13 protein-coding genes and 1 pseudogene are annotated in these 14,518 nt (G+C 67.9%); 9 read left to right on the forward strand and 5 right to left on the reverse strand.

The window, feature by feature from the left end; all coding sequences use genetic code 11:
* Positions 1-940, forward strand: a pseudogene (locus VHS75_RS16285) (hypothetical protein); the annotation flags it as partial.
* A gap of 86 nt (positions 941-1,026) precedes the next feature.
* Here VHS75_RS16285 and VHS75_RS16290 read toward each other — a convergent pair.
* Both VHS75_RS16290 and VHS75_RS16295 read right to left on the reverse strand, forming a co-directional pair.
* Positions 1,027-1,539, reverse strand: a complete 513-nt coding sequence (locus VHS75_RS16290; RefSeq protein WP_329639665.1) for a hemerythrin domain-containing protein — start codon at positions 1,537-1,539, stop codon at positions 1,027-1,029.
* 82 nt (positions 1,540-1,621) lie between these two features.
* A complete protein-coding gene (locus VHS75_RS16295) occupies positions 1,622-2,419 on the reverse strand; it encodes an enoyl-CoA hydratase/isomerase family protein (protein ID WP_329639666.1) in 798 nt (265 codons plus the stop codon).
* 182 nt (positions 2,420-2,601) lie between these two features.
* Here VHS75_RS16295 and VHS75_RS16300 point away from each other — a divergent pair, with 182 nt between their 5' ends.
* Entirely contained in the window at positions 2,602-3,567 is a 966-nt protein-coding gene (locus tag VHS75_RS16300) for a c-type cytochrome (RefSeq protein WP_329639667.1), read from the forward strand.
* Between the two features lie 3 nt (positions 3,568-3,570).
* On the opposite strand, the gene VHS75_RS16305 is transcribed toward VHS75_RS16300, so the two are convergent.
* The gene (locus VHS75_RS16305; RefSeq protein ID WP_329639668.1) at positions 3,571-4,635 is read right to left on the reverse strand and encodes a TauD/TfdA family dioxygenase; all 1,065 of its coding nucleotides are present in this window, start codon (positions 4,633-4,635) and stop codon (positions 3,571-3,573) included.
* A gap of 159 nt (positions 4,636-4,794) precedes the next feature.
* Between VHS75_RS16305 and lepB the strand changes: the two genes are divergently transcribed.
* A complete protein-coding gene (gene lepB / locus VHS75_RS16310; protein WP_329639669.1) occupies positions 4,795-5,574 on the forward strand; it encodes a signal peptidase I in 780 nt (259 codons plus the stop codon).
* A gap of 149 nt (positions 5,575-5,723) precedes the next feature.
* On the opposite strand, the gene VHS75_RS16315 is transcribed toward lepB, so the two are convergent.
* Positions 5,724-6,113, reverse strand: coding sequence for an EF-hand domain-containing protein (locus tag VHS75_RS16315; protein ID WP_329639670.1), 390 nt, complete (start codon positions 6,111-6,113; stop codon positions 5,724-5,726).
* 195 nt (positions 6,114-6,308) lie between these two features.
* On the opposite strand from VHS75_RS16315, the gene VHS75_RS16320 reads away from it, so the two are divergent.
* The 6 genes from VHS75_RS16320 to VHS75_RS16345 all read left to right on the forward strand — a co-directional run bounded on the left by VHS75_RS16320 (position 6,309) and on the right by VHS75_RS16345 (position 13,021).
* Entirely contained in the window at positions 6,309-7,589 is a 1,281-nt protein-coding gene (locus VHS75_RS16320; RefSeq protein ID WP_329639671.1) for a SulP family inorganic anion transporter, read from the forward strand.
* A 65-nt stretch (positions 7,590-7,654) separates the two neighbouring features.
* On the forward strand, positions 7,655-9,454 hold the full coding sequence (locus tag VHS75_RS16325; protein ID WP_329639672.1) for a DUF885 domain-containing protein: 1,800 nt from the start codon (positions 7,655-7,657) through the stop codon (positions 9,452-9,454).
* A 195-nt stretch (positions 9,455-9,649) separates the two neighbouring features.
* A complete protein-coding gene (locus VHS75_RS16330; RefSeq protein ID WP_329639673.1) occupies positions 9,650-10,420 on the forward strand; it encodes a PEPxxWA-CTERM sorting domain-containing protein in 771 nt (256 codons plus the stop codon).
* A 459-nt stretch (positions 10,421-10,879) separates the two neighbouring features.
* Positions 10,880-11,665 (forward strand): PEPxxWA-CTERM sorting domain-containing protein, encoded by a 786-nt coding sequence (locus VHS75_RS16335; RefSeq protein ID WP_329639674.1) that lies wholly within the window; start codon positions 10,880-10,882, stop codon positions 11,663-11,665.
* Positions 11,666-11,923: 258 nt separating this feature from the next.
* Positions 11,924-12,706: a PEPxxWA-CTERM sorting domain-containing protein gene (locus VHS75_RS16340; RefSeq protein ID WP_329639675.1), complete on the forward strand. Its 783-nt coding sequence runs from the start codon at positions 11,924-11,926 to the stop codon at positions 12,704-12,706.
* Positions 12,707-12,889: 183 nt separating this feature from the next.
* Complete coding sequence (locus VHS75_RS16345) at positions 12,890-13,021, forward strand: hypothetical protein (RefSeq protein WP_329639676.1); 132 nt, start codon at positions 12,890-12,892, stop codon at positions 13,019-13,021.
* Positions 13,022-13,080: 59 nt separating this feature from the next.
* On the opposite strand, the gene VHS75_RS16350 is transcribed toward VHS75_RS16345, so the two are convergent.
* Positions 13,081-14,502 carry a M20/M25/M40 family metallo-hydrolase gene (locus tag VHS75_RS16350; RefSeq protein WP_329639677.1) on the reverse strand — a complete coding sequence of 474 codons (1,422 nt, stop codon included), beginning with the start codon at positions 14,500-14,502 and terminating at the stop codon, positions 13,081-13,083.
* Positions 14,503-14,518: the final 16 nt, after the last annotated feature.

Genomic DNA, 14,518 nt, shown 5'->3' on the forward strand with positions numbered 1-14,518 from the left:
CGTCCTGACCGGCTTCATCGCCGATCCGCCGAAGGCCGGCGAGCAGGCGTTCGAGAACAAGTGGGGCGCCTCGGTCGGCAGCTATGCGGTCGGCGCCGAGAGCGAGATCGCGCCGAAGGACGCCGGAACCTACATCCCGGCGGGCGGCGGCATCGGCTTCCAGACGCACTACACCCCGTTCGGCAAGGAGCAGACCGACACCACCCAGATCGCGCTCTACTTCTACAAAGACAGCGAGAAACCCGACCTGGTGATGCACAACTCCCAGATCGTGAACAACGCGATCGTCCTGCCGCCGAACGACGGGCATCACGAGGAAGTCGCCTATCTGGAGTTCCCGAAGGACGCGCTGCTCTATTCGGCCTTCCCGCATGCCCACTACCGCGGGGCCTCGTCGGACGTGTGGATCCGCTATCCGGACGGCAAGGAGAAGCTCCTGCTCTCGCTGCCGCACTATGAGTTCAACTGGCAGCGCCACTACACCTTCGCCGAGCCGATCAAGGTGCCGGCGGGCTCGAAGCTGATCGCGCACTACGTCTACGACAACTCCAAGCGCAATCCGCACAACCCCGACCCCTCCAAGCAGGTGGTCTGGGGCGATCAGTCCTGGGAAGAGATGTTCTTCACCCGCATCCGTTATCGCTGGATCGACGAAACCTCCGTCAAGCCGGTGAACTATGACGAGGCCCTGCAGGCCAGCGCGCTGATGGGCATGCTGGACTCGAACATCGACGGCAAGATCGAGAAGTCCGAGCTGAAGGGCCAGATCGGCAAGATGCTGCTGGCCCAATGGGACACGATCGACGCCAACCACGACGGCTTCATCGACAAGACCGAGCTGGCCGCCGCCCAGAAGATGATGATGGGCCATCGCCGCCAGCAGGCCGAGGCCAAGCCGGCCGCGCCTGCTGCGGCGACCCCGACGGCGGGCGGCAGGTAAGCCCGACCTCTGGGACCCGTTGAAAAGGCCCGGTGGAAACGCCGGGCCTTTTTCTTTGGGCGACTCCGGGGGAGCCTCAGGCCACTTCAGGCCAGGCTCGTGCCCTGCAGGGTGGGCGCCTCGGGACGGGGCAGGCCCGTCTTGTAGGCGGCCATGAGCTGTTCCTTCTCGGCGGCCATGCGGGCGCCGAGATCGTCCATGTCGAGGCCGGCCTTGCGGGCCTGGGCGAACACGCCTTCGACGCGCTTTTCTTCCTCCTCGATGTGGTGGGCGATCTCTTCGGACAGCACCTTGACCTTGGCCTCGTAGAACCTGTCGTCCGGGCCGCCGGCCTCGATCTCGGCGATCAGCACCTTGGCGCCGTCGTGTTCGACATAGGCTTCGTTGAGCAGGTCTTCCTCCACCGAGCCCTCGCAGGCCGGGTAGAAGATGTCCTCCTCGATCTTGGCGTGGATGGTCAGCTCCATGCAAATCTGCTCGGCGAGGGCTTGTTTCTTGCCGTCGCCGGTGGCGGATTCGAACTTGGCGAACAGGTCTTCGACCTTGCGGTGGTCAGCCTTCAGCAGGGCGATGGCGTCGAGTTGCGGGGCGTTGGCCATGGCGGTCTCTCCGGGAGGGGTTGTTTCAGCCCTCAATTCCCGGTCCGCGCCCTGGTTCCGACTGCGCCCGCCTATTCCTGCCCTAGCGCCCCTGGAACGCCGGCTTGCGCTTTTCGAGGAAAGCGCGGCGGGCTTCCTGGCCGTCCTCGCTGCCGAAGGCCTTGCGGATGTTGGCGACCTCGTAGCGCAGCTGGGACTCCATCTCGACGGCCTCGGTGGAGCGGACCATGCCGCGCTTCAAGAGGCGAAGCGTGATCGGCGACCACTCGCAGAGGGATTGGCAGTATTCCGCCAGGCGCGGAGAGAACCCGTCATCGTCGACCGCCTCGCCGGCCATGCCCCAGGCCACCGCCTCGTCGCCGACCAGGGTGCGGTTTTCCATCATGAAGCGCATGGCCTTTTCGTAGCCCATGGCCTGCGGCAGGGTGACGGTGAGGCCGGCGTCCGGCGAGCCGCCGATCCGGGTGTAGCCGGCCATCAGCCGCGCGCTGCGGGCGATCAGCCGCACGTCGGTGGCCATGGCCAGGCCGAGCCCCGCGCCGACGGCCACGCCGTTGATCCCGCCCACCACCGGCTTGTCGCAGCGCTTGCGGATCGCCAGCAGGAACTGGCCGACCCAGCCGATGTCGTCGAGCTGGGTGGTCATGAGCGTGTAGGGCGAATAGGGCTCGGCGCCGGGCGACAGGTCGAGGCCGGCGCAGAAGGCGTCGCCGCTGCCGGTGATGGCGACGACCCAGACGTTGTCGTCCAGCGCGGCCTTGTCGACGGCCTCGATCACGCCCCAGGCCAGCGCCTGGCTGAGCGCGTTCTTCTTGTCGGCGCGGTTCAGCGTGATGGTGCGGACGTGACCCGCGTCATGGGTGGCGACGAGTTCGGTCATGGCGGCGTTCCCTGGAGCTCTTTCGGACGAGCATAGGCGATCGGACGCGGCGTGAAGCGAAGGTTTTTTGCGCGCCGCCGCCGCCCGGGGCCGGGCCGTCAAGAATGTGCAGTTGTGCGGACGCAACCGCGGCCTAGCTTGCGACGGCGCGGTGGGCGCCCGAGTCTCGAAAGACCCAAGGCATGCGAACGCCGGCCGCCCTGATGCTGTTGGCCGTGACGCTGGCTGGCTGTGGGCCGAAGCCCGAGCCGGGCGCGACACTGATGAGCTGGGCCTATCCGCAGACGAAGGACCCTGCGCCGCCGCCGCCCGCCACATCGGACCCGGTTCACGTCCCGGGCAGCGCGCTCGCCTTCACCCGCGCGCAGATCATGGATGACGCCAATCCCGTCGACTGGTTCCCGGACGAGCATCCCGCGCCGCCGCCGGTCGTGGCGCACCAGCCGCCGGGCGGCCCGACGCCCTGTGCGGAATGCCACCTCTACGACGGCCACGGCTTCCTGGCGGCGGCGGACCTCGCGGGCCTGAGCCCCGCCTACATCATCCAACAGGTGCAGGAATTCCGCGCCGGCCGGCGCCAGTCGGCGGTGCATGACCGGCCCGACAGCCTGGAGATGATCAAGGCGGCGCAGAAGGTCACCGATCCGGACCTCGCCCAGGCCGCGGCCTATTTCGCCGCCCTGCCGCGCAAGCCCTTCGTCCGCGTCGTGGAGACCGACGCCGCGCCGGTCACCAAGGCCATCTCCTACGGCTGGCTGGAGCTGGTCCCGAACGGCGGGACGGAGCCGATCAAGGGGCGGATCATCGAGGTCTCCGAGGACATGCCGGCGCTCTATCTCGCGGACCCGCATGTGGGGATCGTCGACTACGTCCCGCCGGGTGCGGTGAGCCGCGGGGAGGCGCTGGTGAAGCGCGGCGGCCAGGGCGGCCAGCCCTGCGCGGCCTGCCATGGGCCCGAGCTGAAGGGCGCGGGCGATGTCCCACCGCTGGCGGGGCGCGCGGCGACCTACCTGGCGCGGGCGCTGTGGGACATCAAGACCGGTGCGCGGAGCGGCCCGGCGGTGGCGCTCATGCAGGCGCCGGCCAAGGGCCTGAGCGAGGCGGAGATCACCGACGTCGTGGCCTATCTGGCTTCGAGGCGACCGTAGCGGCTACTCCGCCTCCAGCGGCACGATCCAGCGATCGGCTGGAACCGAGACCCCACCGCGCTCGCCCGGCGTGACCGTGCCGAACCGCTCGGCGAAGACCGGCGGCAAGGCCTGGGCGTGCGGCGGGGCGAGCCACAGGCGCAGCAGGTGGCGGCGGCGCTCGGGTTCGGGCCAGTCCTCGAAGGCGGTGCGGTCGTGGAACAGGACGTGGTTGTTTACGAGCTGGATGTCGCCCGGCAGGAAATCGAGCTCGATGTGCAGGGCCGGGTCTTCGGCGAGGGCGTCGAGCAGGTCCAAGGCCTCGACCTGCGAGGCGGTCAGCGTGGCGACGTCGTCGAAGCGCCGGGCGCTCTCGATGTACTGGCGTTGGTAGATGCCCGCGAAGCGGACCGCATGCCAGTTGAAGACCGGAATGGTGAAATAGGGTCGCTCGCCCGGGCCAACCTCGCCGCGGCGGTCGGTCTCGATAGGCTCGAAAAGGACGGCCGCCAGGTCGGGACGTCGGCGGCGGATCTCGTTGTAAAGGGTGACGGAGCTCACCAGGCTGGACCGGCCGCCGGCCTTGGCGGGCTGCAGGCAATAGAGGCCGACCACGTCGCAGCTGTCGGTGTGATAGGTCTGCCGCTCATGGGTCTGGTAGAGGCGCGCGGTGGGATCGTCGCCGGAGCGGCCGAGGTCCTTCACGTGGCCCAGGATGTGGCCCTTGGCGTTCTGTGGCCGGAAGGCGCCGAGGTGCGCGCCGATCCCGAGGAAGGCGGCGGCGTTCTCGCGGCGGCTGAGGCGCGCGGGGTCCACGCCGCGCAGCACCGCGAAGCCGCGGCCCTCCAGCACCTCGCCGTGAAGCAGCGCCGCCAGACGGGGGCCAAGGATGGGCAGGGGGAAGTCTTCGGCGCGGATGTGGATCAGGTCGGCGTCGACGCTGGCCAGGCGGTGCGCCGCAGCTTCGACCTCTGCCACCTCGGCGCCCGTCAGATGGATTACCCATTCTTCCGCGGCGAAGCTGGCGGCGCGCCAGGCGGCGGGGCCTTCGAGGGCGCCTGGCGGCATCGGTGGAGCGGTCTTGATCATCGCCGCCAGGATATCGCCGCCCGGCGCGGACCTGTCGAGCGTTGTCCGGACACGACAGCGGCCTGTCCCGACAGGGTTCGAGTTGAACCGCGGGACCTGGGCGCTCAGACCCTGCGCCGCGGGCTGCGACTGGCCGGCGTAGCGATGTGAGTTTGCGGCATGACCGCCCAGGATGTGAGCCTGCCCGAGAACAAGACGGGCGGCCTCAGGCGCGAAGTGATTGAGATCTTCAAGACCGTGGGCCTGGCGCTCGCCCTCGCCACGGTGCTGCGGATCTTCATCTTCGAGCCCTTCACCATCCCGTCGTCGTCGATGGAGCCTGGCCTGGTGACCGGCGACTACATCGTGATCTCCAAATGGTCCTACGGCTTCAGCCGGGCCTCGATCCCCTTCAACCTGAACCTGTTCCCGTGGATGCATGGAAGGCGGATCCTGGGGCATGATCCGGAGCGAGGCGACGTGGTGGTGTTCCACCGGCCCGCCGATCCGGGCGAATCCGTGATCAAGCGGCTGATCGGTCTGCCGGGCGACCGGGTGCAGGTGGTCAAGGGCGTGGTTGTCGTGAACGGCCGAGCGATCCCGCGGGAGAGCGCGGGCTTGGCGCCGGACCACGACGATCCGGGCCGGATCGTGCCGCAGGTGCTCGAGACAGCGCCGAACGGGCGGCGCTACATCACCTATGGCGGCGCGCCGGATGGCGAGGCCGACAATACCGGCGTCTATCTGGTGCCGGCCGGGACCTATTTCTTCATGGGCGACAACCGCGACAACTCGCTGGACAGCCGCTGGCCGCGGGAGATCGGCATGGGCTTCGTGCCGGCCGAGAACGTCGTCGGCAAGGCGCAGATGGTGATGCTGTCCTGGCGGAACGCCTCGATCCTGAAGCCGTGGACCTGGTTCAACGTCGACTTCAGCCGGTTCCTGCAGCGGGTGAAGTGAGAGGGCCCCGCGAAGCGGAAACCAAGGAAAAGGGAACCACGGAAAACACGGAAAGAGCACGGAAAGCGCCGGCGTCTTCCGTGATCTCTCCGTGTTTTCCGTGGTTGAAAAGACTGAGCCTCCGCTGCCGCGGAGTCTCGGAAACGAGCCTAGCGCTCTTCGGCGGCGCGGAATTCGGCGTAGGTGATCTTGCCGTCGTGGTTCGTATCCAGGCGCTGGAAGTCGGCGGCGGTGAGGGCGTCGGCGCCGTGGGTGAGGCGGTCGAATTCGGCGCGCAGGCTGGGGTGGGCGAGCGAGGGCAGGGCGACCGCGCCCATGGCCGCGGCGGCCAGCGCGCCGAGGATCAGGCGGTCAGTCCGGCGGGCGGCGCGGGAGGTCCCGGCGCCCTCGACCTGGCCGTCGATGAAGCCGCGCAGGGCCTCGCTGGCCGAGCGGCCTTCGTCGCGGCAGCGGGCCATGAAGGCGAGCTTGGTCGGGTAGGGCAGGCGGATTTCGAGCGTCTCGCTCTTCTTCAGCTTAGCCGTCTTTTGCGCGGTCATCGGGGCCTCGGTCGGGCTGGCGGATCGTCAGAAGCTTAGTCCAAAGCGCGTTTCGTGTCGCCGCGACAGGAAATTCCTGTCCGGACAAGGCTGCGAACGGGCCTAGAGCTTACGTATTGCCCCCGAGTTGCCGATGCGCGCGGCGGAGCGCGATCCTGCAGGCGCGGGGACTGCAGCTTTCTTCAAGGACGCGGCATGCCGGACGGAACGGCCACGGCGAACCTCTACCTGCCCAAGCTCGCGACGGTGCTGCGCGAAGGCTATGGGGCAGGCGACCTGCGGCGCGACGCGGTGGCGGGGCTCACCGTCGCTATCGTGGCCCTGCCGCTCTCCATGGCCATCGCGGTGGGCTCGGGCGTGTCGCCGGATCGCGGGCTCTACACCGCCATCGTGGGTGGGTTTGTCGTCTCGCTGTTGAGCGGCAGCCGGTTCCAGATCGGCGGGCCGGCCGGGGCGTTCATCGTGCTGGTGTCGGCGACGGTCGCGCGGTTCGGGGTCGAGGGCCTGCTGCTGACGGTGCTGCTGTCGGGCGCGCTCCTGACGCTCGCGGGGCTGCTGCGGCTGGGCTCGCTGATCCGCCACATCCCGCACGCGGTGACCGTCGGCTTCACCTGCGGCATCGCGGTGACCATCCTGGCGAGCCAGCTCAAGGACCTGGGCGGGCTGAAGCTCGCCGGGCCGGAGCCGGGGCCGCTGATCCCCAAGCTGGGCGCGCTCGGCCAGGTGATGGGGAGCCTCAATCCGGCGGCCCTGGCGCTGGGCGCGGGCGTCACCGTGCTCATCTTCCTCATCCGGCGGTTGCGGCCCAACTGGCCGGGCATGCTGATCGCGCTGAGCTTCGCCGCGGCGCTGGCGGCGCTGCTGCATCTGCCGGTGGAGACGATCGGCAGTCGGTTCGGCGGCATCCCGCATGCCCTGCCGTTGCCCAGCCTGCCGGCGGTGAGTTGGGCCAAACTGCTGGCGGTGCTGCCGACGGCGCTGTCCTTCACCCTGCTGGGCGGGGTGGAGAGCCTGCTCTCGGCCAAGGTGGCCGACAGCATGACCGCGCGGCGGCACCGCTCGAACATGGAGCTGGTCGGCCAGGGGATCGCCAACATGGCCTCGGCCCTGTTCGGCGGCATCGCGGTGACCGGCACCATCGCGCGGACGGCCACCAATGTGCGGGCCGGCGGGCGCAGTCCGGTGGCGGGGATGCTGCACGCGCTCTTCCTGCTGGTCTTCATGCTGGTGGCTGCCCCGTTGGCCAGCTATGCGCCGCTGTCGGCGCTCGCAGGCGTGCTGGTCGCGGTCTGCTGGGGCATGGCGGAGAAGAAGGAATTCTGGCGGTTGCTCAGCGACTGGCGCGGTGCGCTGGTGCTGCTGACCACCTTCGGCCTGACGTTGGCCAAGGACCTGACGACCGGGATCATCGCCGGCTGCGCCGTGGCGGCGGTGCTGGCGGTCCTGAAGCGGCCGGTGGTCGAAGAGGGCGTCTAGTTGGCAGGCCGGGCGGATTCGACGTAGGCCTGTTCCCTGGGCGTTGAGGCCTGAGGGGTGGTGCGATGCGAGTAGGGCTGGCGGCCGGCGTGATCCTGGCGGGACTGGTGCTGGCGGGCGGAGCCTGGGCGGACGCCGCCAAGCCCGCGCCGGGTCCGGCAGATGCTAAATTCCAGGCGATCTACAAGGCCGAGTGGGCCTGGCGGAAGACGGAGTTCCCGGGCGAGCGCGGCGATGCGGCGGCCATTCCCGACAAGCTGGGCAAGGTCGACGCCGCCAGCCAGGCGCGGCGGCTGGCCCATTGGCAGGACGTGCTGCACCAGCTCGACGGTGTCGCCGAGAAGGACCTCTCGCCGGACGAGGCGGTGAACTATGAGGTCTACAAGGACCAGATCGCCACCCGCGTCGCCCAGCAGCATTTCCGCGAGTACGAGAAGCCGTTCAACTCGGACTCCCAGTTCTGGTCGAACCTGGGGTTCACGGCGAGCCGGACCTTCCACACCACGCAGGACTACCGGAACTGGATCGCGCAGATGCGCGATCTGCCGCGGTATTTCGACGACCAGACGGTGAACATGAAGGCGGGCCTGGCGCGCGGCTTCACCTCGCCCAGGGCGACGCTGGTGGGGCGCGACAAGTCGGTGTCGATCGTCAGCCAGGCGCCGGACGCGGAGCACACGCTGTTCTGGAAGCCGTTCCAGCACATGCCGGCCTCGGTCAGCGCGGCCGACCAGGCGGCGCTGAAGGCCGAGGCCAAGCGGACCATCGAAGGCACGGTGCAACCGGCCTACGCCAAGCTGCTGACCTTCCTCGACACCGACTACATCCCGCACGCCACCGAGACCCTGGCGGCCGAGGCCCTGCCGGACGGCAAGGCCTACTACCGCGCCCAGATCAAGGAGTTCACAACGCTGGATATGGATCCGGAGGCGATCCACCAGCTGGGTCTCTCGGAGGTCGCCAAGATCCACGCCCAGATGCTGGACGTCATGAAGGAGACCGGGTTCAAGGGCGACTTCCCAGCGTTCCTGGCTTTCCTGCGCACCGACCCGCAGTTCTATGTGAAGGACCCGCAGGAGCTGCTGAACCGGGCCGCCTGGATCGCCAAGCGGGTGGACGGCAAGCTGCCGGCCTATTTCGGCTGGCTGCCGCGCAGCCGCTTCGGGATCGAGCCGGTCGCGCCGGACATCGCGCCCTTCTACACCTCGGCGCGCGGGGGCACGACGACCTACCTGCTGAACACCTACGACCTGCCGTCACGGCCGCTCTACAACCTGACGGCGCTGACGATGCATGAGAGTGCGCCGGGGCATTCGCTGCAGGGCGGGCTGGCCGAGGAGCAGGACCAGTTGCCGCCGTTCCGGCGCAACGTCTACATCTCGGCCTACGGCGAGGGGTGGGCGCTCTACTGCGAGCGGCTGGGGGTCGAGATGGGGATGTACGACACCCCCTACGACCGCTTCGGCATGCTGACCTTCCAGATGTGGCGGGCGGCGCGGCTGGTGGTCGACACCGGCGTGCACCACAAGGGCTGGACCCGAGCGCAAGCCATCGCCTACCTGCACGACAACACCGCGCTCGCCGACCACGACATTGAGATTGAGGTCGACCGCTACATCTCCTGGCCGGGACAAGCGCTCAGCTACTACCTGGGCATGATGGCGATCGTCGAGGCGCGGGCGAAGGCGGAGACGGCGCTGGGGCCGAAGTTCGACATCCGCGCCTTCCACGACACGGTGCTGTCGACCGGCTCCGTGCCGCTGCCGGTGCTCCGCGCGCGGATCGACCGCTTCATCGCCGAGGGCGGCAAGGACCCGATGCCGGTGAAGTTCCAGAAGCCGAGGGACCAGCAGGACACGCCCTGAGGGCGGCGCGCCGCAGATCAGTGTCCCGGTTTGAACCGGAAGTCCCCTGGCACGCGACTTGCGAGGCAGGACTTCTCGCTTAAGGCGGGAACTCGGTCGGCCATCCTGGCCCGTCGATACCCAAGCTTAAGCTTAGCATGAGCAAATGCGTCCTGGGGCGCGGTTCAGCTCTCTCGGACGAAGGCGGATCCTGTGATGAAGAAATTCCTGTTCGGCGCTGCTGCGGCGGCGCTTTGCGTCTCGGGCCTGATGGCCGCGCCGGCGGCGCACGCAGCGGTCTATGTCTCCCAGCTGGAGTACAAGGACAACAACGGCGTTTCTTCCCTGTCGGCGACCCCTTTTGGCACCGTCACCATCACCGAGCTGACCCCTGACTCGCTGAAGGTCGAGGTGGACTTGACCAACGCTGCCAGCGAATTCGTGAACACCGGCGGGCCGCACAATCCCTTCGTGTTCAGCACCCTCTACGCCGACCAGGTGACCACGCCGCATGCGGCGGCGACGGACGATCCCAACGCCATCACCACCGACCCGTCGAACCCCAAGTTCTTCGACGACGGGCGCGGGAGCTTCACCAACAGCGTGTTCGGGACCTTCACCAACGAGATCGCCCTGAACTCGGGGAACGGTCAGGCGGGCGGCCAGCAGGATCCGCTGATCTTCACCGTCTTCGATCCGCACGGCATCACCTTCGCCGGCATCGGGGCGACCGTTGACCCGAGCACCGGCAAGCTGCTGACCCTGGGGACCGGCGACCACTTCACGTCGAACGCGCTCGGCAACTGGTTCTCGGCCGACATCTACGACGGCGCGACCGGGCAGACCTACAACGTCGCCGCGCGGGACGCTTTCACCGAGATCCAGAACGCGGTGCCCGAGCCGGCCACCTGGGGCCTGATGATCCTCGGCTTCGGCGGGGTCGGCGCGGTGTTGCGCCGTCGCCGGGCGGCGGTCGCGCTGGCCTAGGGTCCGGCCGAAGCTCGGCGCGAGGCTAGGCTTCGCGCCGAAACCCGGGGCATTCTGCTCCGCGGTTGCTCCAGCGTCCCGGCTCGACAGCCCGCAAACGCGGGCTTTCGGCCGGGATGACAGAGCTGTTTGCAAATCCAATAGTGTACGGACGTTGGCGCGGGTCTCGCTTCGAGGGACTCGAAGCGACGTTCCGGGATCTTTACTTGATCATCCGTCCCGACCGCCTAGCTTGATCCAGGTCGGGCGACCAAGGCAGTAGCCGAGCCCGCCAAGTCTAGTCCCCGCGCCGGTTGAGCTGCTCCGAATTCACGCTACCAGAGAGCGAATTCTTCCCCTCGGGGGGGAACGACGTTGCGCGCCCTTCGATGGAATGGTTAATAGCTAGTTAACAATTGGCCTGCTCAGCGTTTGCATTCGCAATGGTTACGTTGGGGCGCCTAGGATGGGGCGATGATCATGAAGAAGCTGCTTTGCGGCGCTGGCGCCGCAGCTATTTCCTCCGCGGCCTTGCTGGCTTTGTCGGCCGGCTCGGCGAACGCCGCCACGTGGCTCACCCAGCTGAACTGGGCGCCGAACGGCCTCAACGCCACGTCGTACGGCACGGTGAAGGTCAACGAAATCAACGCCGACAATATCCAAGTCACGGTGACGCTCAACAATCCGGCCCTGTTCGCCGACAACGGCAACGGCCACATCATGTTCGGGTTCAACCTGCTGGACAGCCCGGACAGCGTGGTGACGGTGGATGCGACGTCGGCGGTATTGGCGTCGCAGGTGACCTACAGCAGCCCCTCGGCCGACGACGCTCCGCCGACCAGCAGTGACTTCAAGAACTCGCCGTTCGGCGAGTTCGACAACGCCTTCGACATTGTCCCTGCCGCCCCCAATACGCTCCCGAGCCCGTTCGTCTTCGACGTGTTCAACAGCGGCGGCATCACCTTCGCCGGCAACGGCTACACCGTCGACGGCAGCGGCAAGCTGCTGACCCTGGGCACCGGCAACCACTTCTTCTCGAACGGCGACGGCAGCGTGACCGGTTCGCCGACGGGCGGTTGGTGGTTCTCGGCGGACACCTCGGGCACGGTCGGCAGCGGCTGCGACCCGACCTGCGCGATCGCCGGTCGTGACGCCTTCCTGCAGGTCGGCGTTCCCGAGCCCACCTCCTGGGCGCTGATGCTGATCGGCTTCGGCGGTCTGGGCGCGGTTCTGCGCCGCCGCCGCGCGGCGGTCGCCTTCGCCTGACGCTGACGACCCAGCGAAAGCCCCGGCGCGAGCCGGGGCCTTTTGCCTTCTGGCCGGCCGATAAAGGGCAGGCGAAGGCTGAATTTCCGGCCTCAGGGCACCCTGCCGGTGGAAGATTTCCCGTTCTGGGGGAGAAGCTTCTCGTCTGAGGGGAACCTTATTGCTCAGCTTCGGCAGGTCTGGTTTACACCTCACTAACGATAGCGACGATGCAGCAATGCAGTTTCCGTCGCGGACATTTTGGTGGGGATTGAAATTATGAAGAAGCTCTTGCTCTCTGGCGCCGCTGCCCTTTCCTCGGCGGCCTTGCTGGCTCTGTCGGCCGGCTCGGCGAACGCGGCGACTTGGCTCACCCAGCTGAACTTGGCGCCGAACGGCCTCAACGCCACCTCGTATGGCACGGTGAAGGTCAATGAGGTCGACGCCAACGACATCCAGGTCACGGTGACGCTCACGAACCCGGGCCTGTTCGCCGACAACGGCAACGGCCACGTGATGTTCGGGTTCAACCTGCTGGACAGCCCAAACAGCACCGTGACGGTGGATCCGACGTCGACGGTGTTGGCGTCGCAGGTGACCTATCTCCCCCCGTCCAGCGACACCCCGCCGACCAACAGTGACTTCAAGAACTCGCCGTTCGGCGAGTTCGACAACGCATTTGAAATCGATGACTCTGCCCCCAATACCCTGCCGAGCCCGTTCGTCTTCGACGTGCACAATAGCGGCGGCATCACCTTCGCCGGCATCGGGGCGACCTTTGACTCCAGCACCGGCAAGCTGCTGACCCTGGGCACCGGCAACCACTTCTTCTCGAACAGCGACGGCAGCGTGACCGGTTCGCCGACGGGCGGTTGGTGGTTCTCGGCGGACACCTCGGGCACGGTCGGCAGCGGCTGCACCCCGACCTGCGCGGTCGCCGGTCGTGATGCTTTCCTGCAGGTGGGCGTTCCCGAGCCCACCTCCTGGGCGCTGATGCTGGTCGGCTTTGGCGGTCTGGGCGCGGTTCTGCGCCGCCGCCGCGCGGCAGTCGCCTTCGCCTGAGCTGACGACGGCTAAAGACTAGACGAGGGCCCCGGCGAAAGCTGGGGCCCTTTTCGTTTGCGCGGTGCGGGGGCCTGCACAGATAGCGCCGTTCGCGGGGCAACCCCGATTTTGGCGCCACGTTATGTTCGCGAGCCTCCGGGCCGCGTGGCCGGGGGGAGGCTTCCGCCTGGAGGAAACACCATGAAAACCGCAATCGCCGCCCTGGCTCTGGTCGTCGTTCTGAGCGCCGGGGTGGCGCAGGCCTACCCAGATCACCATCGCCATCAGGTCTGCACCTGGCGCCACCACCACAGGGTCTGCCACTGGCGCTAGGCGCCGCGGCTGAACGGACCAAAGGGCCCGGCGCTTGCGCCGGGCCCTCTTCGTAGCCGTCAGCCGGCGTCGGCGAGGGTCTTCACCAGGTCGGTGAGGAAGTCGCGGCCGAGGTAGACCGAGCGGACCGCGGAATGCTCGTTCAGGCCGTGGGCGCCGGAACCCTCAGGGCCGGAATAGAAGCCCGGGACGCCGTAGGTCGGGATGCCCACCGGGATGAGGTAGAGGGCGTCGCTGGCGCCGGTCGACATGGTCGGGATCACCGGAGCGCCCGGATAGTACTTGGCCGCCACCTTCTCCATCGGGCCGATGATCTTGGGATCGAGCGGCGCGGGCATGGACTTGGCGCGGATCGGCTGCAGCGGCGTCAGCTGCACGCCGGGGTCGCCGATGGCCTTTTCGAGCTGGGCCTTGACGCCTTCCATGGTGTCGCCCGGGAACATCCGGCAGTTGATGTTGGCGCCGGCCCGCTGGGGCAGGGCGTTTTCCGCGTGACCGCCGTCCAGCAGGGTGGCGACGCAGGTGGTGCGCAGCATGGAGTGGAAGCCGCGATCCTTGTTGAGCACAGCCTCGGCCACCTTGTCGTTGGGGTCCTTCGAGATCGCCACCATGGCCTTGCCCGTCTCGTCGGTGCGCCCGGCGCCGGCCTTGGCGAAGAAGGCGCGGGTGACGTCGTTGAGCTGCAGCGGGAAGTCGTAGTCGCGCACCTTCAGAAGGCCCTGGGCCAGCTGATAGATGGCGTTGTCCCTGATCGGCACGGAGGAGTGGCCGCCGGGATTGGTGGTCTCCATGCGGAACTGCTGGACGACCTTTTCGCCGACCTGCACGCCCTGGGTCTGGACATTGCCGTCCTTGTCGGCGCGGCCGCCGCCGCCCTCGTTCAGGGCGAACTCGGCGTCGATCAGGTCGCGCTTGTTCCTGGCCAGGTAGTCGGCGCCGTTGAAGGCCGCCAGCGTCTCCTCGCCGCAGGTCAGCGCCAGCTTGATGGTGCGCTTGGGCGCGTACTTCTGTTCCTTGAAGCGGACCAGCATGTCCACCCAGGTGGCGTCGATCACCTTCATGTCCGACGTGCCGCGGCCGTAGAAGTAGACGTTCTCCTCGATGAAGACGAAGGGATCGCGGGTCCAGTCGGCGCGCTTGGCCTCGACCACGTCGAGGTGGCCGAGCAAGAGCATCGGCTTGGCGGTCTTGGACGAGCCGTGGAGGATGGCGACGACGCCGCCTTCTTTGGGGTGATCGGGGACCGAGAAGTAGGTGATGTCGCTGTCGGGGAAGCCCGCGGCCTTCAGGTGCGCGCCCATCTTGGCGGCTGCCTCGGTGCAGGAGCCGACGCTGAGCGAGGTGTTGGTCTCCACCAGCTCCTTGTAGAGGGCGCGGAAGCGGACCTGGTCGGGGCGAAGCTCCGTGGGCGGCGCGCCTTGCGCCATCGCCGAATGAGCCACGCCCAGGGCGAGCGCGGCGGCCAAGATCTTGCGGTGCATGAAAGCTATCCCCCGA

Origin of the sequence: Phenylobacterium sp. (assembly GCF_036264965.1) — a bacterium.
In the GTDB taxonomy this organism is placed as follows: Bacteria; Pseudomonadota; Alphaproteobacteria; order Caulobacterales; family Caulobacteraceae; genus Phenylobacterium.